The sequence below is a fragment of the Sanguibacter inulinus genome, from assembly GCF_013415325.1.
Taxonomy (GTDB): domain Bacteria; phylum Actinomycetota; class Actinomycetes; order Actinomycetales; family Cellulomonadaceae; genus Sanguibacter; species Sanguibacter inulinus.
This window is the reverse complement of sequence record NZ_JACBYE010000002.1, coordinates 108,318-128,881: the sequence shown is the minus strand read 5'-3', so window position 1 is coordinate 128,881 and position 20,564 is coordinate 108,318. Positions and strand designations below refer to the sequence as shown.

Annotated in this window: 14 protein-coding genes; 10 read left to right on the top strand and 4 right to left on the bottom strand. The window is 70.7% G+C overall.

Annotated elements, in window-relative coordinates; translation table 11 throughout:
- The first annotated feature begins 176 nt into the window (after positions 1 to 176).
- From HZZ10_RS01555 to HZZ10_RS01540, 4 genes are all read left to right on the top strand, one after another.
- Positions 177 to 1,490, top strand: a complete 1,314-nt coding sequence (locus HZZ10_RS01555) for an extracellular solute-binding protein (protein ID WP_179912147.1) — start codon at positions 177 to 179, stop codon at positions 1,488 to 1,490.
- 3 nt (positions 1,491 to 1,493) lie between these two features.
- Positions 1,494 to 2,456: a carbohydrate ABC transporter permease gene (locus HZZ10_RS01550; protein ID WP_179912146.1), complete on the top strand. Its 963-nt coding sequence runs from the start codon at positions 1,494 to 1,496 to the stop codon at positions 2,454 to 2,456.
- Complete coding sequence (locus HZZ10_RS01545) at positions 2,453 to 3,301, top strand: carbohydrate ABC transporter permease (protein WP_218928308.1); 849 nt, start codon at positions 2,453 to 2,455, stop codon at positions 3,299 to 3,301. The genes HZZ10_RS01550 and HZZ10_RS01545 overlap by 4 nt, the downstream gene beginning before the upstream one ends.
- Before the next feature lie 89 nt (positions 3,302 to 3,390).
- Complete coding sequence (locus tag HZZ10_RS01540; RefSeq protein ID WP_179912145.1) at positions 3,391 to 4,362, top strand: glycoside hydrolase family 43 protein; 972 nt, start codon at positions 3,391 to 3,393, stop codon at positions 4,360 to 4,362.
- On the opposite strand, the gene HZZ10_RS01535 is transcribed toward HZZ10_RS01540, so the two are convergent.
- The gene (locus tag HZZ10_RS01535; RefSeq protein WP_179912144.1) at positions 4,336 to 5,712 is read right to left on the bottom strand and encodes an MFS transporter; all 1,377 of its coding nucleotides are present in this window, start codon (positions 5,710 to 5,712) and stop codon (positions 4,336 to 4,338) included. The genes HZZ10_RS01540 and HZZ10_RS01535 overlap by 27 nt on opposite strands.
- Positions 5,713 to 5,891: 179 nt before the next feature.
- A complete protein-coding gene (locus tag HZZ10_RS01530) occupies positions 5,892 to 6,614 on the bottom strand; it encodes a GntR family transcriptional regulator (protein ID WP_179912143.1) in 723 nt (240 codons plus the stop codon).
- A gap of 274 nt (positions 6,615 to 6,888) precedes the next feature.
- Here HZZ10_RS01530 and recQ point away from each other — a divergent pair, with 274 nt between their 5' ends.
- From recQ to mgtE, 5 genes are all read left to right on the top strand, one after another.
- Complete coding sequence (recQ, locus tag HZZ10_RS01525; protein ID WP_179912173.1) at positions 6,889 to 8,739, top strand: DNA helicase RecQ; 1,851 nt, start codon at positions 6,889 to 6,891, stop codon at positions 8,737 to 8,739.
- Positions 8,740 to 8,806: 67 nt separating this feature from the next.
- Positions 8,807 to 12,646: a DEAD/DEAH box helicase gene (locus HZZ10_RS19755; RefSeq protein WP_179912142.1), complete on the top strand. Its 3,840-nt coding sequence runs from the start codon at positions 8,807 to 8,809 to the stop codon at positions 12,644 to 12,646.
- Between the two features lie 195 nt (positions 12,647 to 12,841).
- Entirely contained in the window at positions 12,842 to 14,251 is a 1,410-nt protein-coding gene (locus HZZ10_RS01515) for an amino acid permease (RefSeq protein ID WP_179912172.1), read from the top strand.
- A gap of 97 nt (positions 14,252 to 14,348) precedes the next feature.
- Entirely contained in the window at positions 14,349 to 16,166 is a 1,818-nt protein-coding gene (locus HZZ10_RS01510; RefSeq protein ID WP_179912141.1) for a carbohydrate-binding domain-containing protein, read from the top strand.
- 514 nt (positions 16,167 to 16,680) lie between these two features.
- On the top strand, positions 16,681 to 18,054 hold the full coding sequence (gene mgtE / locus HZZ10_RS01505; RefSeq protein ID WP_179912140.1) for a magnesium transporter: 1,374 nt from the start codon (positions 16,681 to 16,683) through the stop codon (positions 18,052 to 18,054).
- A 142-nt stretch (positions 18,055 to 18,196) separates the two neighbouring features.
- On the opposite strand, the gene HZZ10_RS01500 is transcribed toward mgtE, so the two are convergent.
- Complete coding sequence (locus HZZ10_RS01500) at positions 18,197 to 19,117, bottom strand: AEC family transporter (RefSeq protein WP_179912139.1); 921 nt, start codon at positions 19,115 to 19,117, stop codon at positions 18,197 to 18,199.
- A 49-nt stretch (positions 19,118 to 19,166) separates the two neighbouring features.
- Positions 19,167 to 19,403 (bottom strand): hypothetical protein, encoded by a 237-nt coding sequence (locus HZZ10_RS01495; RefSeq protein WP_179912138.1) that lies wholly within the window; start codon positions 19,401 to 19,403, stop codon positions 19,167 to 19,169.
- A gap of 90 nt (positions 19,404 to 19,493) precedes the next feature.
- Between HZZ10_RS01495 and HZZ10_RS01490 the strand changes: the two genes are divergently transcribed.
- Positions 19,494 to 20,552 carry a threonine aldolase family protein gene (locus HZZ10_RS01490; RefSeq protein ID WP_308507454.1) on the top strand — a complete coding sequence of 353 codons (1,059 nt, stop codon included), beginning with the start codon at positions 19,494 to 19,496 and terminating at the stop codon, positions 20,550 to 20,552.
- Positions 20,553 to 20,564: the final 12 nt, after the last annotated feature.

The following is a 20,564-nucleotide window of genomic DNA, read 5'->3' as shown; positions in this document are numbered from 1 at the left end:
CGTGCGGCTCAGAGGACGGCTGACCGCTGGCGCGTCCGTCAGACCGGGCTCGTCCACAGGGGTCAACCGCCTCGTTGACGTGCGCATTACAGCGCTGTAATGTCCGGATCGACCGCTTGGTCAGCAGGTGTGCCGCGCTCGCCGCGGTAGCCCGGAACTCGAAGGAGAGCACCGAGATGAACCTTGTCTTCGCCAGAACCGTCGCCGCTGGGGCCGCGGCGACACTCGCACTGACCCTCGCCGCCTGCGGCTCGGACGGGGGTGCGCAGGACGCACCCGTCGTCAGCCAGGTCAGCGGCGACTCGTACGACGGACCCCCGGTCGAGCTGTCTTTCTGGAACGGCTTCACAGGGGCCGACGGTGCCTACTTCGACGCGATGGTCGACTCCTTCAACGCTGCCAACCCGAACGTCACCGTCAAGGTCACGACGTCGGAGTGGGGCGACTTCTACCAGAAGCTCCCCGTCGCCGTGGAGTCCGGGAACGGTCCCGACGTCGCGCTGATGCACATGGACCAGGTGTCCACCCAGGCCGCGCAGGGGGCCCTCATCGGTCTCGACGCCGTCGCCTCGGATCTCGGCCTCGAGGAGGACGACTTCGCCGAGGCGGTCTGGGCCGGTGGTGTCTACGACGGCGCCCGGTACGGCATCCCGCTCGACGTCCACATGCACGGGCTCTACTACAACAAGGACGTGCTGCGGGCGGCGGGGCTCGACCCGGAGGCCCCGGCGACCACGGGGGAGGAGCTCCTCGAGCACCTCGAGGTCCTCAAAGCGCAGGGCGTGCAGGGCATGTGGATCGACTCGACAGGGTGGATGCGCACGTGGTTCACGGCCCTCCAGGCGCAGTGGGGCGGCCAGGCCGTCAGCGATGACGGACGCACCGTGACGTGGGACGACGAGTCCGGGGTCAAGGCGCTCACCTGGCTCACCGACCTCGTGCGCAAGGGGTACAGCCCGGAGAACGTCGGGCAGGACGGCTACTGGAAGGCCTTCGCCGACGGCCAGAACGCCTACGTGATCGGTGGCATCTGGGAGCAGTCCAACCCGACCTTCGAGGCGATCGACTGGGGCGTCGCACCGCTCCCGGTGATCGGTGACACCGCCGCCACGTGGGGCAGCTCCCACCAGCTCACAGCGACCAAGCAGGTCGCGGACGACGCCAACAAGCTCGCGGCCGCGGCGTACTTCATCAACTCGATGAGCAAGGACTCGATCGTGTGGGCCCAGGCCAACCAGGTCCCGGCACGTGCTTCGGTCCGCGAGTCCGCCGAGTTCGCGGCGATCCCGGGGATGGACGTCTTCGGGCCGATGATCGACACGACGGTCCTGCCGCAGAACTTCCCGGGTCTGCCGGACGCCCTCGGCAAGCTCGAAGAGGGGATCAACGCAGCGCTCCTGCTGACGACCGAGCCGCAGGCCGCCCTCGAGGCCTCGGCCGCCGAGGCGCAGCTCATCGTCGACCGCAACCAGAAGAAGTTCGGGTACTAGACCATGACAGCCCCCACGACCCGGGTCGAGCAGACCCGGGGCGCGGCGGGGTCTGAGAAGGGGGCACCGCGCGGTCGTCGAGGCCGCGCGGCCGTCCCCTGGCTCTTCCTCGCTCCCTATCTCTGCTTCTTCGGGCTCTTCGTCCTGGCCCCTGCGGTCTACGGCATCTACGTGAGCCTCTTCGACTGGGACTTCAGCTTCCCCTCGTACAGGCCCTTCGTCGGGCTCGGCAACTATGTCGACCTCTTCACGCCGGGCACGCTCGACTACGCCTCGTTCTGGCGGAGCATGCGCGCGACGGGCCTGTTCACGCTCTTCACGGTCCCGCTCATGGTCACCGTGCCGCTCGCCGTCGCGCTGCTCGTCGACAAGCCGTTCCGCGGCAGGACCGTGCTGCGTGCAGCGTTCTTCGCGCCCTACGTCCTCGGGGTCGCCGTGGTCGGGGTCTTGTGGAAGTTCGTCCTCGACACCCAGCACGGGATCCTCAACAGGATCCTCGGCGGGCTCGGTCTGCGTGACGACATCCCGTGGCTGCAGCAGGAGCCGTGGGTGTGGGTGTCGCTCGTGGGCGCGACCCTCTGGTGGACGCTCGGCTTCAACGCGATCATCTACCTCGCGGGCCTGCAGAGCATCCCTCGCGACCAGTACGAGGCTGCCGCCCTCGACGGCGCCGGCCGGTGGCGGACCTTCCGCAGCATCACCCTGCCCGGTCTGCGTCCTGTCGTGGTCTTCGTCGTGATGATCACCGTCCTGGCCTCGGCGAACGTCTTCGGGCAGCCCTACGTCATGACCGACGGCGACCCGAACGGCGCGACCCGCTCGGCCATCATGTACATGTCCGACGTCGGGCTCGGAGAGTCCCGGATGGGTTCCGCGACAGCGATGTCCTACGTCCTCGCACTCCTGCTGGTCGTCGTCAGCATCCTGAACTTCAGGTTCCTCGTCGGCAAGGAGGACCAGTCATGACGGTCACCGACACCGTGGTCAGGCGCCAGACCAGGACCGTGGTCCGCACCATGGTGCTCGTCGCCCTCGCCCTCCTCGTGCTCGTCCCGATCCTGTGGATGATCTCGACGTCGTTCAAGACCCAGCTCGACGCGGCGACCAGCACGTCGCTGGTCCCCGACCCGGCGACCCTCGACAGCTACAGGCCGCTGACGGCCTGGGGTGGGAAGTCTCCGGTGGTCCGGTGGTTCTTCAACTCCGTCGTCACAGCGACGGTCACGACGGCCCTCGTGGTCAGCACGGCGGCGCTCGCCGCCTACGCGCTCGCCAGGTTCACCTTCCGGGGACGAGGGATCGTGTTCTCGCTCGTCATCGCGACACTGTTCCTGCCGGGATTCGTGTTCCTCATCCCGACCTACCTGATCTCGGACAGCCTCGGGATCCTCGACTCGCTCCTCGCCCTGATGCTGCCTCCGGTCGGTGGGGCCTTCGGTGTGTTCTTCCTCCGGCAGTTCTTCCTCGGGCTCCCGCGAGAGCTCGAGGAGGCGGCCCGGATCGACGGGGCGTCGGACGTGCGGATCTTCGCGTCGGTCATGCTGCCGCTCGCGCAGCCGGCCCTGTCGACCATCGCGGTGATCACCTTCCTCGCGAGCTGGAACGACTTCCTCTGGCCGGTCTACGCGCTCTCGACGACGTCCACCCTGACGCTGCCGGCCGGTCTGCCGCTCCTGCAGAGCGCGTACATCGCCAACCAGCCGCTCATCATGGCCGGTGCGGTCATCGCGAGCGTCCCGGCTCTGCTCGTCTTCGTGTTCTTCCAGCGAAAGATCATCGAGTCTGTCGCGACTGCTGGGCTCAAGGGATGAGGCGGCTGCGCAGCGGTCCTGCGGCCGCGGTGGTCGTCGCAGCCGTGCTTCTCCTGGCGGGGTGCGGCTCGGGCGGACCAGAAGACCCGGTGGCAGACGACACCACCGGAGCGCCCACCTTCGCCAACCCTGTCGCGGACCTCGGCAACGACCCCTACGTGGTCGAGGACGGCGACCGCTACCTCATGCTCGAGGCGCGGTCGAACGGCGAGCTCTGGCTCACGGCCTCCGAGCCCGACAACCTCACCGATCTCTGGTCCGGGACGCGCCAGAAGATCTGGGAGCCGGCGGCCCTCGGGCCGGCGTGCCGGGACGTCTGGGCTCCCGAGATCCACCACGGCGACGGCACGTGGTTCGTCTACCTGGCAGCGACGAGCTGTGACGGGGACAACGCGAACCACCGCATGTACGTGCTCGAGAGCGAGGGAGACGATCCCTTCGGTCCGTACGTCGACCACGGTCAGATCACCGACGAGACCGACCGCTGGGCGATCGACGGCACCGTGCTGGACCGCGAGGGGCAGCAGTTCTTCGTCTGGTCGGGCTGGGAGGGCGAGGTCGACGGGCAGCAGAACCTCTACATCGCCCAGATGGACGGCCCGACGTCGATCTCCGGACCCCGCGTGCTCCTCTCGGAGCCGACCGAAGAGTGGGAGCGGCAGGGGATGCCTGTCCAGGAGGGGCCGCAGGTGCTCGAGCGTGACGGTGCTCTGCACCTCGTGTACTCGACGAGCGCGAGCTGGACCGACGACTACGCCTACGGCCTGCTCACCCTCACGGGCGACGACGTGCTCGACCCGGCGTCGTGGACCAAGTCCACCGAGCCGGCGTTCTCGAAGACCGCAGACGTCCTGGGGCCTGGGCACGGATCCTTCGTCCTCTCACCGGACGGCCAGGAAGGCTGGATGATCTACCACGCCACCAGGACGGACGGGTGGGACAGGATGATCTTCGCCCAGCGCTTCACCTGGGGCGAGGACGGCACCCCCGACTTCGGGGTGCCGGTCCCGGCCGACGTCGAGCAGGCGGTCCCGTCAGGGCAGGTCGCTGCCGGCCGTTGACCCCCGCTGCGGTGCGGCCTCTGACGAGCGTCGCGCCGCAGCGTCGGGCTGCGGATGCACGTCAGCGTCAGGCTGCGGACGCACGTCAGCGGCTGACGGCGGCCGCACCTCAGCGTCCGAGGGCGTCCGCGCCGCGGCGTCGGCTGGCAGGTGCGCCCGCCAGCTGGCCACGACCACGAGCAGGCAGCCGAGCGCGACGACGGCCCCGCCCCCGAGCATGATCGGATAGCTCAGGCTGCCCGAGAGCGCCCCGAAGACCGTCGGCACGAAGAACCCGAGATAGCTGATCGAGTAGAAGACGGCGATGATCCCGGCGAGGTCGTCCGGCCCGGCGATCCGTTGCGCCTCCTGCAACCCCGAGAGCATCAGCAGACCGTAGGCGCAGCCCAGCACGCCGGCGGCGAGCACCGTGACCCGCAGGTCGAGGGTGGCCGCCGCCCACGACGCCGTCGCCATCCCGACGACGGTCACGGCCAGCGCGACAGCGACGGCTCTGGACGACTGCGGTGTGTCGACGGCCCGCGCGAGCTGCTGGACGACGAACCCGCAGGAGAGCGCCACGAAGCACAGCAGCCCGGAGAACCCGATCTCGTTCCCCGGCACCTCGTGGGCGACGAGGGCCGGCAAGATCGCGTACGCGCAGGCAGCGACGGCGAAGACCCACGGCGCCATCGGCAGCACGACCCTGAGGAACCGTCGGTGCCGGGCTGCGGGGATGCGCAGGTCGTCACGGAGCCGCCCCGGTGTGGTCTGACGGACCGTGGTCTCGGGTGCGGAGAGCGCCGGGACGATGAGCACCACGGTCACCACGATGTTCACGACGTAGGGCAGCAGCGTCGGCAGCGGGCCGTACTGGGCGAGGACGGCGGCAACCACGGCGCCGAGGCCGAAGCCTGCGGTCAGGGCGAGGGCAGCACGTCGTGCCCCGGCGCCAGGCTCGCCCGGGTCGGCGACGGGCGGCTGCGAGAGCTCTTTGACCCAGCTGGTCCCGACGGCCATGACGAGCCCGAGCGCGAGCCCGGAGAAGACCCGACCCGCGAACAGCAGGGCGTGCAGGTGCGCACCCCACGCGATCAGCGCGCTGCCCAGCACGCCGAGCAGCGGCGCGGGCAGCAGCAGCGGACGGCGCCCGTAGCGGTCCGACATCGGCCCACCGACGAGCAGGGCCGGGACGATCCCGAGCACGTAGGCGCCGAGGAGGACGTTGACCGACTGCGCGGAGAGTCCTTCGAGGCGGTAGAGGACGAGGAGCGGTGTGAACTCGTTCCCGCCCCACGCGACGGCGAAGAGGACTCCGCACGCAGCGAGCCAGGCTCGAGGGTGGGTGCCGCGAGCGTTCGCTGCTGTCATCTGGGGGTCCGGCTGGGCGTCGGGCACGGACGGTGCGGTCTGAGGGGCTCCGGGATCTTGGACGGCGTAAGTCTCGTGGCTCGCGTGGGTCGTCGAAGACCTGTGCGCCCAGGAGGCCTGGGTGGGCGAGGGTGTGGTGCCCGTGGTTCCTGGGGTGTCTGTCGTGCTGCCTGCGCCCCTCATCGGCCGAAGATCCCGCGGTGGATCTCGCCGAGGTGAGCAGCGAGTGCCGCCTCGAAACCTGCGGCGTCACCTGCTCCCACGAGGTCGACGAGCTCGGTGTGCTGCGCGAGGATCGCCTCGACGCGGTCCTGCCCCGCGCGGACGGTGCGCGCGGTGATGCGGTGCTGCCTGTCGCGCAGCGAGGAGTAGAAGGCCGTGAGGATGCTGTTGCCTCCGGCGTCGGCGATCGTCTGGTGGAAGGTCACGTCGAGGAGGGCGAAGGTGTCGAGGTCTGCGCTCTCGGCCGCCGCGCGCTGCGCGGCGACGAGCGCTCGCAGACTGTTGACCAGGGCCGTGGTGGCGCCGTCGTCGGCCGTGACGGTACGGACCGCGGCGGACTCGACCAGGTGGCGGGCCTCGACGACCTCGGCCAGCTCGTCGGGCTCGATCGGTCGGACCAGCGCGCCCCGCTTGGGGAACAGCTGCATCCACCCTTCGGCCTGCAGGCGCAGGAACGCCTCGCGGACGGGGGTCCGGCTCATGCCGAGCTCGTCGGCGACCTCACCCTCGCTGAGCATCGTGCCGCCCGGGACCGCGCCGGAGACGACCCGGGCGCGGAGCGCCGCGTAGGCCCGCTCAGAGGCAGAGGCAGAGGCAGAGGCAGAGGCAGAAGCAGCGGGTCGGGGAGCGGGCTGCGGAGAGCCGGGCGCGCTCGCGGACGCGGGGGATGCGGGGGGCATGAGACCTTCTCGGGCTGGCTGCGACGCCGCACGGAGGACTGCGGCGCTTCATAGATACAAGTTGCATCCTACGCTTCGTGCTCGACGCCCCGTGCCTCGCGCGTCCCCCGCCCGAGCGGCCCTTGTGGACAGTGCCCGGGGACCTGCGGTCCGGACCTAGAGTGGTCCGGTGACCACGCCTGAGCAGACCGGACCCGACGCTCGCACCGACACCCCGGGCATCGATGCTCCAGGTGCCGGGACCGCGACGGCGGTCGCACCGACACCGTCCGCCGTGCTCCCTGCGTCCTCGGCCCCGGCGGACCCGCGCGCCCTCGACGTGCTGCACACGGTCTTCGGGTACCCGGCCTTCCGCGGTGACCAGGCGGAGATCGTCTCGACCGTCGTCGGGGGAGGGGACGCTCTCGTCCTCATGCCGACAGGTGGCGGCAAGTCGCTCTGCTACCAGGTGCCCTCGCTCGTCCGCGAGGGTGTCGGCGTGGTCGTGTCACCGCTCATCGCGCTCATGCAGGACCAGGTCGACGCCCTGTCGGCCCTGGGGGTCAAAGCCGGGTTCCTCAACTCCACGCAGAGCTGGGAGCAGCGCAGAGAGGTCGAGGGGGCCTTCGTCGACGGCACGCTCGACCTGCTCTACCTCGCCCCCGAGCGGTTGCGGGTCCCCGAGACCCTCGCGCTGCTCGACCGCGGGGACGTCGCGCTCTTCGCGATCGACGAGGCGCACTGCGTGTCGCAGTGGGGCCACGACTTCCGCCCCGACTACCTAGGCCTGTCGATCCTGCACGAGCGGTGGCCCACGGTCCCGCGCATCGCCCTCACCGCGACGGCGACCGAGACGACCCACCGCGAGATCGCGAGCCGGCTCCAGCTCGAGGACGCACGGCACTTCGTCGCGAGCTTCGACCGTCCCAACATCCAGTACAGGATCGCGTCGAAGAACAACCCGCGCGCCCAGCTGCTCGAGCTCCTGCGGACCGAGCACCCCGGTGATGCCGGCATCGTCTACTGCCTGTCGCGGAACTCGGTCGAGCAGACCGCCGAGCACCTCGTCGCCCAGGGGATCCCGGCCCTGCCGTACCACGCAGGGCTGCCCGCCCACGTGCGCGCGGCCAACCAGTCGAAGTTCCTGCGCGAGGACGGGATCGTCATGGTCGCGACCATCGCCTTCGGCATGGGGATCGACAAGCCCGACGTGCGGTTCGTCGCCCACCTCGACCTGCCCAAGTCCGTCGAGGGCTACTACCAGGAGACCGGGCGAGCGGGCCGTGACGGCCAGCCGTCGACGGCCTGGCTGGCCTACGGCCTCCAGGACGTGGTCCAGCAGCGCCGCATGATCGACCAGTCCGAGGGCGACGCCACGCACAAGCGCGCACTGTCGGCGCACCTCGACGCGATGCTCGCCCTGTGCGAGACCGTCGAGTGCCGACGCGTCCAGCTGCTCTCGTACTTCGGTGAGCAGAGCTCGGCCTGCGGCAACTGCGACACCTGCCTCGCGCCCCCGGAGACGTGGGACGGCACCGTCGCCGCGCAGAAGCTGCTCTCCACGGTCGTCCGGCTCGAGCGCGACCGTGGGCAGCGCTACGGCGCGGGCCACCTCGTGGACATCTTGCTCGGCAAGGAGACGCCGCGCGTCACCCAGCTCGGTCACACCAGCCTGTCGACCTTCGGCATCGGCAGCGACCTCTCCGACGGGGAGTGGCGCGGGGTCGTCCGCCAGCTGCTCGCCCGTGGCCTGCTCGGGGTCGACGGCGAGGGCTACGGCACGCTCCAGCTGACGGCCGACTCGGCCGAGGTGCTCTCGGGCGCACGTGAGGTCCGGTTCCGGCGGGAGGCGCCGAAGGCTGCCCGGACCCGGACACGATCGGCCGGCAAGGGGCAGGCGAAGGCCGCCGTCGACCTCGACGACACCGCAGCAGCCGTCTTCGAGCGGCTCCGCGCGTGGCGCGCCGCGACGGCCAAAGAGTCTGGCGTGCCGGCCTACGTCGTGTTCCACGACGCGACGCTCCGCGACATCGCTGTGCTCCGTCCCACGACGACCGACGAGCTCGGCACAGTCAGCGGGGTCGGCGCCGCGAAGCTCGAGAAGTTCGGTGACGGCGTGCTCGAGGCAGTCACGCCCGTCGGCTGATAGAGCGGCAGCGCTGCCCCGGACCGACGATGCTCGGCGTGTCACCGGTCGGTGAGAGACTTCGGGGGTGTTCTCAGCAGCCGACGTGTCCCAGCTCGTGGGCTCGGAGACCTTCGCCCGCGGCGAGGAGTACGTCAGTGCGGGGCAGGTCGTCTCGGTCGCGCGGAACGGTGACGGCACGACGATCGTCGGGCAGGTCCGCGGATCGGCCCGCAAGCAGTACGTGACTGTCGTCGAGATGTCGAGCGCCGGAGAGCAGGCGACCCCGCGCTACGGCAGGTGCTCCTGCCCGGTGCGCCTCAACTGCAAGCACACGGCTGCCACGCTCCTCGCGTACCTCGACCGACTCACCGCGCAGGCGATCCTGGCCGACGCCGCGGCCGGGGTCGCAGCCGACACGGCGGGGGAGCGCGCCGACAGCGGTGCGGCCGCCGGGATCCTCCCCGGGACGGACAGTGCCCGCGGGGCTGCCGGCTCACCGGGTCACGCCGCGCAGACCGCGTCCCCTGCCACGGGTCGCACCACCCCGCGCCGAAGCGCCGAGTGGGAACGGACCTTCGCGACCCTCCTCACCGAGCCCGACGACACCCCGCCCGTCCCCGGCCGCCCCGGCCGCAAGCCCAAGCCGTGGGACCTGCGCAGCTCTCACGACGTCGCCCTCCAGGTCGAGCTCCTCACCGAGCCGACGGGTCGTTCTTCACGGCGAGCGCTCGCCTCGGTCGACTCGCCGCGCCTGGGGATGCGTCCGGTGACCCGGAGCGCGACGGGGCGCTGGGTGCGGACAGGCATCTCGTGGAGCGAGCTGAGGTTCCTCAACTACCGTCACGGGGCCTACCCGGACGGCCACGTCGACATCTTGCGTTCGCTCTTCGGTCTCGCGATCAGCGTCTCCGACTCTGCCTACTTCTCGGCGCCGACGTGGGTCTACGCGGACGAGCTGCCGAGCGCCGCGCTGTGGGCGCTGCTCACCGAGGCCCGACGCTCTGGCCTGCCGATGGTCCACTCGGACAAGGCGCAGAGCCCCGTCGTCCTCGCAGGTCCCGCCCGCACCCGGCTCACGGTCTCCCGCGGGACGGCGGGACTGGTCCTCGGCGCGGCGATCGAGGCCGACACCACGTCGCTCGACCCCGCCAGCAGGGCTGACGGCCCTACGGGGGCGTCGGTGGACCTGGCGGGTGCGGGCGAGCTCGCGCAGACCGACGCCGCCGGGCAGGACACTCTCGACCTCGCAGACGCGACCCAGCAGACCGCCGGCACAGCCGCGTCGGCAGCCGAGGCTGCAGGCACGCCCCACGGCCTGACCCCCCTCGATCGTGCGACGACGTCGCTGCTCGGCGAGCCTCCGACAGGGCTCGTGACGTGGCGGGGCCGCCGGGCTCCCACCAAGGAGACCCGGGTGGTGCTCGCCCCGCTCGCCTCGCCCGTCGACCCCCCGGTCCTCGCGCTGCTCGAGCGCCCCGAGCCGCTCACGGTCCCCGAGACCGACCAGCGGCGCTTCTTGCTCCGCGTCCTGCCCGCCCTCGAAGACCGCTTCGACGCTGTCGACCTCGACCCGTCGATCACGCTGCCCGAGCGCCCACGGCCCACGCTGCACCTCGACGTGCTGCACCTGCCCGAGCACGGTCTGCGTCTGACCTGGCAGTGGCGCTACGCGGTCGAGGACGACGACGGCACCACCCACACCCTGCGGTTCGACCTCGGGCCGAGCACCCGGCAGACCGACGCGGGCGTCCGCGACCCGCGGGCCGAGACGCAGCTGCTCGACAGGCTCGCCGGGCGTGCCCCACGCCTGCCCGGCGCGGCCGCCGAGCCACGGCGCGCTGCCGACGACACCGCACGGCTGGCCGACGTGGCCGCAGCCGCCGTCGCGCGCGTGGGACGGACCGAGCTCGCCGACGTCGCCACGGCTCTCTTCGTCACCGACCAGCTCCCGCTCTTGCTGGACCTCGCGCAGGAGGAGACCGACCTCGTGGTCGAGGTCCGCGGCGAGGCTGTGGACTACAGGCGGGCCGACGACGTCGAGATCTCGGTGTCGACCTCGACGCTGCCGGAGACCCGCGACTGGTTCGACCTCGCCGTGATCGTCACGGCGGGCCAGCAGTTCATCCCCTTCGCTGACGTCTTCACAGCCTTGGCCAAGGGCAAGTCCTCTTTGCTGCTCGTCGACGGTCTGCACTTCTCCCTCGACGACGAGCGCTTCCACGCGCTGCGCGAGCTCATCGAGGAAGCCCGCGCCATGCAGGACACGATGGGCGGCACGCTGCGCGTCAACAGGTTCCAGGCGGGGCTCTTCGACGAGCTCGAGAGGCTCGGGGTCGTCGGCGGTCAGGCGCAGGCGTGGCGCGAGGCCGTCGGCGCGCTCGCCGGGGGAGCGCGGCCCGGGCCCGTCCCCGCGCCGGCGGGTCTCGACGCGACCATGCGCGAGTACCAGCAGGAGGGGTTCGAGTGGCTCGCCTTCCTGCACGAGCACGGGCTCGGCGGTGTCCTCGCCGACGACATGGGGCTGGGCAAGACGCTCCAGGCGCTTGCGCTCGTGCAGCACGTCCGTGAGGCTGCGACGGCGTCGGAGACCGTAGCGACCTCGCCGGGACCAGACGCCTCGGACCGCCCGGAGGTCGTCGGTGCCGACGACGCCACGGGGACAGGGAACGTAGCCCAGACACGGAGCACGGCCCCGTTCCTCGTGGTCGCCCCGACGAGCGTCGTGGGGAACTGGGCTGCCGAGGTCCGCAGGTTCACCCCCGGTCTGAAGGCCGTGACTGTCACCGAGACCCTGGCGCGTCGGCGCACCCCGTTGTCCGAGGTCGTCGCCGGGGCTGACGTCGTGGTCACCTCGTACGCGCTGTTCCGTCTCGGTTTCGAGGAGTACCGCACACAGGCCTGGGCCGGGCTGATCCTGGACGAGGCGCAGTTCGTCAAGAACCACCAGTCGGTGGCCTACCAGTGCGCGCGGCGGCTCGACGCGCCCTTCAAGCTCGCGCTGACCGGGACGCCTCTCGAGAACAACCTCATGGAGCTGTGGTCGATCGTGTCGGTCGTCAGCCCGGGGCTGTTCCCCACACCCGGCAGGTTCCAGGACTACTACGCCAAGCCGATCGAGAAGGAGGGCTACGTCTCGCGCCTGGACCAGCTGCGCCGACGCATCGCGCCCTTCATGCTGCGCCGCACCAAGGAAGACGTCGCCAAAGACCTCCCCGAGAAGCAGGAGCAGGTGGTCGACGTCGTGCTCAACTCCCGCCACCGTGCGCTCTACGACGCGTACCTGCAGCGCGAGCGCACCAAGGTGCTCGGGCTCGTCGACGAGTTCGGCGAGCACCGCTTCGAGGTGTTCAGGTCCCTCACGGTGCTGCGCCAGGCGAGCCTCGACGTGAGCCTGGTCGACAGCGAGCACGAGAAGGTGCCCTCGTCCAAGCTCGAGGTGCTCTACGAGATGCTCGACGACATCCTCGCCGAGGGCCACAGCGTGCTGATCTTCAGCCAGTTCACGCAGTTCCTCGGCCGGGTGCGGGACCACCTCGACCGCAAGGACGTCGACTACTCCTACCTCGACGGCCGCACCCGCCGGCGGACCGAGACCATCGAGCGCTTCACCTCGGGGGAGACCTCCGTGTTCCTCATCTCGCTCAAGGCCGGTGGTTTTGGCCTCAACCTCACCGCCGCGGACTACTGCATCCTGCTCGACCCGTGGTGGAACCCTGCGGCCGAGGCCCAGGCCGTCGACAGGGCGCACCGCATCGGTCAGACGCGCAACGTCAACGTGTACCGCATGGTCTCGACCGACACGATCGAGGAGAAGGTCATGGCGCTCAAGGCCTCGAAGTCGAAGCTCTTCGCGAGCGTGCTCGACGGTGGAGCCGCAGGTGGGGCGGGTCTGACCGCGACGGACGTCCGCGAGCTCTTGGGCTGATCTGTCACCTCTGCCCGGTACGGACGTAGAATCGGCCGGCGCCACCCGATCGGACGGCCGCCCCCCCTGCGCAGACAAGGCCTTCTCGACGTGCCGAACGACCTTCCCGATGCTCCGTCCACCCCCTTCGCACCCGAGCCTGGCCCGTCGCACGCCGCGGGTGCTGCTCGTCCGGCAGACGCTCCCGACCACGCGGTGGTCCCGGACCCCGTCGACCCGTCGGCGGAGCGAGCAGCAGCCCCGACCCTGCGGCGCGGGCTCAAGGCGCGGCACATCCGGTTCATCGCACTGGGTTCGGCCATCGGCACCGGGCTCTTCTACGGGTCAGCGAGCGCTGTCCAGCAGGCCGGACCGAGCGTGCTGCTGGCATACCTCCTCGGAGGTATGGCGGTCTTCGTCGTCATGCGCGCCCTCGGCGAGATGACCGTCCGCAACCCCGTCTCCGGCTCCTTCGGCGAGTATGCGCACACCTATCTCGGGCGCTTCGCCGGCTACGTCACGGGGTGGACCTTCGCCTTCGAGATGGCGATCGTCGCGATCGCCGACGTGACGGCCTTCGGCATCTACATGGGCTTCTGGTTCCCCGACGTCCCGCGGTGGACGTGGGTCGCGGCGATCATCTGCGTCATCGCCGCGATCAACCTGCTCAAGGTCTCGGTCTTCGGCGAGGTCGAGTTCTGGTTGTCCCTCGTCAAGGTGGTGGCGATCGTCGCGATGATCGTCGGCGGTGCGCTGATCGTCGTCTTCGGCTTCTCGCTCGCCGACGACGCGCAGGTCGGCGCCTCGAACCTCGTCGACCACGGCGGGTTCTTCCCGAACGGCCTCGGCGGGTTCCTCGCCTGCTTCACCGTCGTGATGTTCGCCTTCGGGGGGATCGAGACCATCGGCATCTCGGCCGGCGAGGCCGACCGTCCGGCCCAGGTGGTGCCGCGAGCGATCAACACCGTGCCCGTGCGCATCCTCGTGTTCTACGTCTTCACGCTCGCGATCCTCATGATGCTCTCCCCGTGGGACACGATCGGCGACGACGGCAGCCCCTTCGTGCAGATCTTCGACGGTCTCGGCATCCCCGCGGCCGCGCACATCCTCAACGCCGTGGTCATCACCGCAGCGCTGTCCGCGATCAACAGCGACGTGTACAGCGCCGGCAGGATGCTCTTCGGGCTGTCCAGGACGGGCAACGCGCCAGCGTCCTTCGGCAAGGTGTCGAAGAACGGCGTCCCGTGGATGACCGTGGTGCTCATGGCCGCGACTCTCACCGTCGGGGTGGTCCTCAACGCCCTCGTGCCCGACGACGTGTTCCTCGTCATCGCCTCCCTCGCCACCTTCGCGACGGTGTGGGTGTGGCTGATGATCCTCGCGTCCCACGTCTCGATGCGCCGCAAGATCGCCCGCGGCGAGCTGGGACCGTCGGAGTTCCCCGTGCCGTTCTGGCCCGTCGCCCCGGTCCTCGCGATCGTCTTCATGGTCGGGGTCGTCGTCATGCTCGGCGTGACCGAGGCGACGCGGGTCTCGCTCGTCGTGGGTGTCGGGTGGATCGCGCTGCTGGGCGTCGCCTACGCGGTCGCCCGACGCCGGACGGCCCGCGCACGCGTCTCCGCCTGACGCTCCACAGCCGCCGCACAGCCACGGCCCACGGGTGCCATAGACCCGCTCCGTAGAACTGGTGTCGACACCGACCGACAGACACCTGGAGCCCACCGTGCGACGTCCCGCCCGCCTCACCGCCCTCGCCCCCCTGCTCGCCCTCGCCCTGGTCGCCGGGTGCTCACCCACGAGCACAGCCGGGACGTCGACAGAGTCGCCAGGCTCGACCAGCAGCACCAGCAGCGCCGAGACGGAGACCGTCGCGACGACCGTCGCCGACGCGACGGGTGACGTCGCGGGTGACCACGACGAGGCCTCGGACTACGAGTGGGACACCAGCGCCGAGATCGCCGTCTCGCTCGACGGTGACACCGCGAGCTCTGACAGCGCCGCCGTCGTGGTCGACGGCAGCACCGTGACGATCACGGCCTCGGGCACCTACAGGCTCTCGGGTGAGCTCACCGACGGGCAGGTCGTCGTGGACTCCGCGGACGACGGCGTGGTCCGGCTGGTCTTCGACGGCGTCGACATCGCCCGCTCGACGTCCGCGCCTGTCGTGATCACCGACGCGGGCAAGGCGATGATCGTCCTCGCCGAGGGCTCGATCAACAGCGTCTCTGACGCCGACACCTACGTGTACCCCGACAGCGCGACCGACGAGCCCGACGGTGCGATCTTCTCGACAGCCGACCTGACGATCACGGGGACCGGTGCGCTGAGCGTCGACGCGAGTGCGGGCGACGGCATCGTCAGCAAGGACGGTCTCGTGATCTCCGGCGGCGACCTCACCGTCACCGCGACCGACGACGCCGTCCGCGGCAAGGACTACGTCGTGGTCAAGGACAGCGAGCTCTCGAGCCCCACGATCACCGCCACGGCGGGCGGCGACGGGCTGAAGTCCACGAACGTCGACGACACGACGCTCGGCTACGTGTCGGTCAGCGGCGGCACCCTCGACCTCACGACAGACGGTGACGGCATACAGGCCGAGACCCACGCGATCGTCTCCGGCGGGACGCTCAGCATCGTCGCGGCCGGTGGGAGCACCGGGACCGTACTCGCCGACGTGTCGTCGAAGGGGATCAAGGGCACGGCGAGCGTCCGCCTCTCGGGTGGCACCGTGGACGTCGACTCCGCCGACGACGCCCTGCACTCCGACGGGCAGGTCGCCGTCTCGGGCGGGGCGCTCACCCTCGCGAGCGGCGACGACGGCGTCCACGCAGATGGTGCGCTGACAGTCTCGGCGGGCACTGTCGTGGTCCGGGCCTCCTACGAGGGTCTCGAGGCCGCGAGCATCACGCTGAGCGGCGGAGACCTCGACGTCACCGCCACCGACGACGGCATCAACGTCTCCGGCGGGGCGGACTCGTCGGGCACCGGCGGCCCCGCAGGGATGGGCGGCGGAGGCGGGATGGGCGGCGAGGAGACCTTCACGGCCGACGCCGAGACCTTCTTGCTCGTCTCGGGCGGCACGCTGACGGTCGACGCGGGCGGTGACGGTCTGGACTCGAACGGGTCGATCAGCATCACCGGGGGCACCACGACGGTCGACGGTCCCACGGACGGCGGCAACGGGGCGATCGACGCGAACAGCGGTGTCGAGGTGAGCGGGGGAGTCCTCGTCGCGGCGGGCAGTGCCGGCATGGCGGTGTCCCCGGCGGCGTCGTCACCGCAGGCGTCGACCATGGTGGTCTTCGACGCGGCCCAGCCCGCCGGGACGACGGTGAGCCTCGTCGCCGAGGACGGGACCGTCGTCGCCTCCTACACGCCGGCGAAGAGCTTCCAGACCGTCGTCTTCTCGACACCCGACCTGGTCGCCGGTGCCACCTACACGATCACCTCCGGAGGGACGGTCTCGGGCGACGAGGTCGACGGGCTGGTGCTGGGCGGGACCCTCTCGGGCAGCACCGACGCGGGGAGCGTCACCGTCTGAGGCCCACGGTGCCGGCACCGGGGCCGGGGGTGGCGGTGAGGACCGTCACCCCCGGCCCCGACGGACCTGGCATAGGGTGGAGGCATCCCCGCAGCGCGCACAGCCGCGCCGACAGGTGCCTGCCAGCACGTGCACGCACCACCGCACCCGGGGACCGACCTGAGGAGGTGACGACCATGGAGCCAGCGAGTTGCAGTCCGAGCGACCTATCCATGGCGTCGGTGCTCCCAGGCGATCTGCGGCCCTGACAGCTTCTGACCTCCCCGCCGAGAGGCGCGGGCAGCCCAGCACTGGCGCCTGACACGTGAGCACCGCGCGAGAGACCCCTGAGACCACCGAGTCTCCTGAGTCTTGCGCGCGGAGCCCGTCGTCCACACCACCCGCGCCGCCGAGCGACCTTCCTCTGCCGCGCGTGAGCTGCCCTGACGTCCACGCCCTCCCCGGGCGCTGGCGGCACAGCGGCTGACGTGCCCAGACGACCCGCCGGTGGCCCCACCCGAAGTGGAGTGCCCCAGTGCGCCAGAACACCACCCCCACCCCCCGCACCACGACCGACCTGCGCGACGTCCTCGTCGCCTCGACCGACGCCGCCGTCCAGACGTGGCTGCGTGACGTCGCCGGGTCGTGGGACCGGACCGAGCAGGTCGACGACCTCACCGACGCTGAGGTCCGCCGCCTCGTGGCCCTCCTCACCCCGGAGACGTCCCGCGAGCTCTTCGACTCGATCGACACCAGCTCCGTCGTCACAGTCCTGAGCGTCTTGTCCCCGGCCGTCGGCGCCGGGCTCCTCGACTCCCTCGACCACGACAGGTCGGCCGAGATCCTGCGCAGGCTCCCTGCCGACGAGCGCCGCGACGTCCTCGACCGCACCGGAGCCGTCCGGTCGGCGACGCTGCGCGGGCTGCTGGCCTGGCCCGACGACAGCGCAGGCTCGCGGATGGACCCCACGGTCGTCTCGGTCACCCAGACGATGACCGTCGCCGAGGCCGTCGAGACCATCCGTGACCAGGCCCGGACCGCGACCCTGGACAACGACGAGGTGCTCGTCACCGCCCTTCCCGACCACAGGCTCGTCGGGGTCGTCTCCTACCTCGACCTCGTGCTCGCCGAGCCAGGGGTGGTCATCGGCGACCTCATGGACACCGACGTCGTGTCCGTCGGTGCGCTCGCCGACCAGGAGGTCGCGGCGCGGCTGCTCACCGAGCACGACCTCTCGGGCATCCCCGTCGTCCACGAGGGCGAGCTCGTCGGGGTGATCTCCGTCGAGGACGTCGTCGACATCCTCGACCAGGAGATGACCGAGGACGCCGAGCGTCAGGGAGGCTCGTCCCCCCTCGAGGTGCCGTACCTGCGGGCCTCGCCGCTGCGCCTGTTCCGCAAGCGCATCACCTGGCTGCTCATGCTCTTCCTCGCCGCCATGTATACCGGGACGGTCATGGAGCACTTCGAGAGCGAGCTCGAGGGCGTCGTCGCGCTGATGTTCTTCGTGCCGCTGCTCATCGGCACCGGGGGCAACACCGGCACGCAGATCACCACGACGCTGATCCGCGCGATGGCCATGGGGCAGGTCCGCATGCGCGACATGTTCCGGGTGGTCCGCAAGGAGATGGCGACGGGGGTCCTCATCGCGGCGACTGTCGCCTCGGTCGCGTGGGTCCGGGCGCTCGTGCAGGGGGTGGGGACCGACGTCGCGCTGACGGTCTCGCTCTCCGTGGTCGCGATCGTCCTGTGGACCTCGCTCGTCGCGTCGGTCCTGCCGCTGGTCATCAAGAAGGTCGGGATCGACCCCGCGGTCGTGTCGGGGCCGCTCATCACCACGGTGATCGACGGGACCGGGCTCATCATCTACTTCTCGATCGCCCGCGTGGTCATCGACCAGCTGGGCTGAGCCGTCGGCTGAGCCGGTTGGCTGAGCTGTCTGCTCAGACCAGCTGGCTGGGCCGTCTGGTCCGAGCCAGCTGGACTGATCCGTCTGGTCGGTGCGGCCCCCCTGGTCAGAGCGGACCGCACGGTCAGCCCAGGGCGCCCGCTCAGCGCAGGACCGCCGCGACCCCGAGCAGGACCGGCAGGGAGCCGATGGTCGTCACGAAGATCGCGTCGCGCGCGAGGGTCTCGCCGCGCCTGTACCGCTGGGCGTAGTTGAACACGTTCTGCGCAGTGGGGAGCGCGGCGAGGGCCACGACCACGAAGAGCTCCTGGTGGTCGAGGTCGAAGAGCAGCACCCCGGCGGTCCAGGCGACGGCAGGCATGAGGAGGAGCTTGATCGCCGAGGCGAGCACGGCGTCCCGGCGGTCCGACCCCTGCTCGAGGACCCTCTGGCCGTGCAGCGAGATCCCGTAGGACAGCAGCATGAGCGGCACAGCGGCGCCCCCGATGATCCGGAACGGCTCCATGAACGCCTCGGGCGGCGTCACGTCGAGCAGGGCGACGAGCAGCCCGAGGGCCGAGCCGATGATGATCGGGTTGCGCAGCGGTCCTGTCGCGAGCCGTCCGACGCTCACCCGCCCCTGCTGTGCGGCGTCGAGCACCGCGAGCCCGAGCGGTGCGAAGAGGAGCAGCTGCACAAGGATGACCGGGGCCACGTAGGCGGGGTCTCCGAGCACGTAGACCGCGACGGGGATCCCGATGTTGTTGCCGTTGACGTACCCGGCCGAGAGTGCGCCGATGACGGTCTCCGCCACACCGCGGTGCCAGAGCAGCCGGGCGACGAGCCCGTAGACGGCGAAGCTCGTCGCGGCTGCCAGCAGCGAGACGACCAGGAGGGGCGAGAAGAGCTGACCCACCTCGGCGTCGGCCAAGATCGTGAACAGCAGGCTCGGCGCCAGCACGAAGAAGACGAGCCGGGCGAGGATGGGCCGGGCGTCAGGGCCGAGCAGCCCGATCCGTCCCACGACGTACCCCACGGCGATGATCGCGGCGATGATGGCAAAACCTGTGAGGACTCCGAGCACCCGTCTATCCTGCCTGCTCCAGACGCCTCCCCGTGCGCCGGTCCGGCCGTCAGTAGATCTCGAGGACGAGCACCTCGTACTCGAAGCCGTCGAGCACCTCGGCGGCGTGCTGGGCGGCCGCCACCGTGGCGACGCCGGCGTCAGGTGCCTCCCCGGGGACCTCGAAGACCGTCGCGGTCTCGGTGACGCCAGGTGTGCCGACGGCACCGAGGGCGTCGGCCATGCCGAGGATCGACTCCAGGTCGAGCTCGTCATGGACCGTGATGCGGGCGAGATACGTGGCCATGAGGCCATTCAACCCCAGCCCTCCGACACCCTCCGCAGCTGTCCACAGGGTCCCCGCGACGCGTCGGACCTGCGACGTAAGGTGGTCGACGTGCAGCCAACCTTCGCCTCTGACAACTATGCCGGTGCCCACCCCGAGGTCCTCGCGGCCCTCGCCGACGTCGGGGCGGGGCACGCCCGGGCCTACGGCGCCGACCCGTGGACCACGCGCCTGGGAGAGGTCGTCCAGCGTCACTTCGGCCAGCAGGCGCTCGCCTACCCCGTCTTCAACGGCACAGGTGCCAACGTCGTGAGCCTCATGTCGATGCTCCCGCGGTGGGGCGCTGTCATCACCTCGCGCTACGCGCACATCGAGAACGACGAGAACGCGGCGCCGGAGCGCGTCGGCGGGCTCAAGCTGCTGACCGTCGACACCCCCGACGGCAAGCTCACGCCGGAGCGGATCGACGAGCAGGCGTGGGGCTGGGGCGACCAGCACCGCGCCCAGCCCCTCGCGGTGTCGCTGACCCAGTCGACCGAGCTGGGCACCGTCTACACCCCCGACGAGATCCGCGCGATCACCACGCACTGCCACGAGCGCGGGATGCGGGTGCACATGGACGGCGCACGCATCGCGAACGCGGCGGCGGCCCTCGGCACCAGTCTGCGTGGGATCACCACAGACGTCGGCGTCGACGTGCTCTCCTTCGGCGGCACCAAGAACGGCCTCGTGCTCGGCGAGGCCGTCGTGGTCCTCGACCCTGACGCTGTCGACGGGGTCGACTACATCCGCAAGATGACCATGCAGCTGTCCTCGAAGATGCGTTTCGTCTCCGCCCAGCTGCTCGCGATCCTCGACGGTGACCTCTGGCTCCGGTCTGCGGCCCGCGCCAACGCGATGGCACGCCGGCTGCGGTCCAGGCTCGACCTCATGATCGAGGAGGGGCAGGCGCCGGGGCTGTCCTTCTCGCAGCCGACCGAGTCCAACGGGCTCTTCGCCGTCCTCCCGCGGGCCGCGGCAGACAGGGTCCGCGAGCAGTTCGCCTTCTACGACTGGGATGCCGCCCGCGGCGAGGTCCGCTGGATGTGCGCCTTCGACACCACGGAGGAGGACGTCGACACCTTCGCCGAGGCGATCGGCCGCGAGCTCAGGGCCGAGCGCGACGCCTGAGCCTCCCAGCCG

Excerpts from the sequence above, each read along its gene's own strand:
- HZZ10_RS01535 (WP_179912144.1), bottom strand. The coding sequence starts at position 5,712 with ATGACAGCAGCGAACGCTCGCGGCACCCACCCTCGAGCCTGGCTCGCT.
- HZZ10_RS01495 (WP_179912138.1), bottom strand. The coding sequence starts at position 19,403 with ATGGCCACGTATCTCGCCCGCATCACGGTCCATGACGAGCTCGACCTG.
- HZZ10_RS01545 (WP_218928308.1), top strand. The coding sequence starts at position 2,453 with ATGACGGTCACCGACACCGTGGTCAGGCGCCAGACCAGGACCGTGGTC.
- HZZ10_RS01530 (WP_179912143.1), bottom strand. The coding sequence starts at position 6,614 with ATGCCCCCCGCATCCCCCGCGTCCGCGAGCGCGCCCGGCTCTCCGCAG.
- HZZ10_RS01550 (WP_179912146.1), top strand. The coding sequence starts at position 1,494 with ATGACAGCCCCCACGACCCGGGTCGAGCAGACCCGGGGCGCGGCGGGG.
- HZZ10_RS01555 (WP_179912147.1), top strand. The coding sequence starts at position 177 with ATGAACCTTGTCTTCGCCAGAACCGTCGCCGCTGGGGCCGCGGCGACA.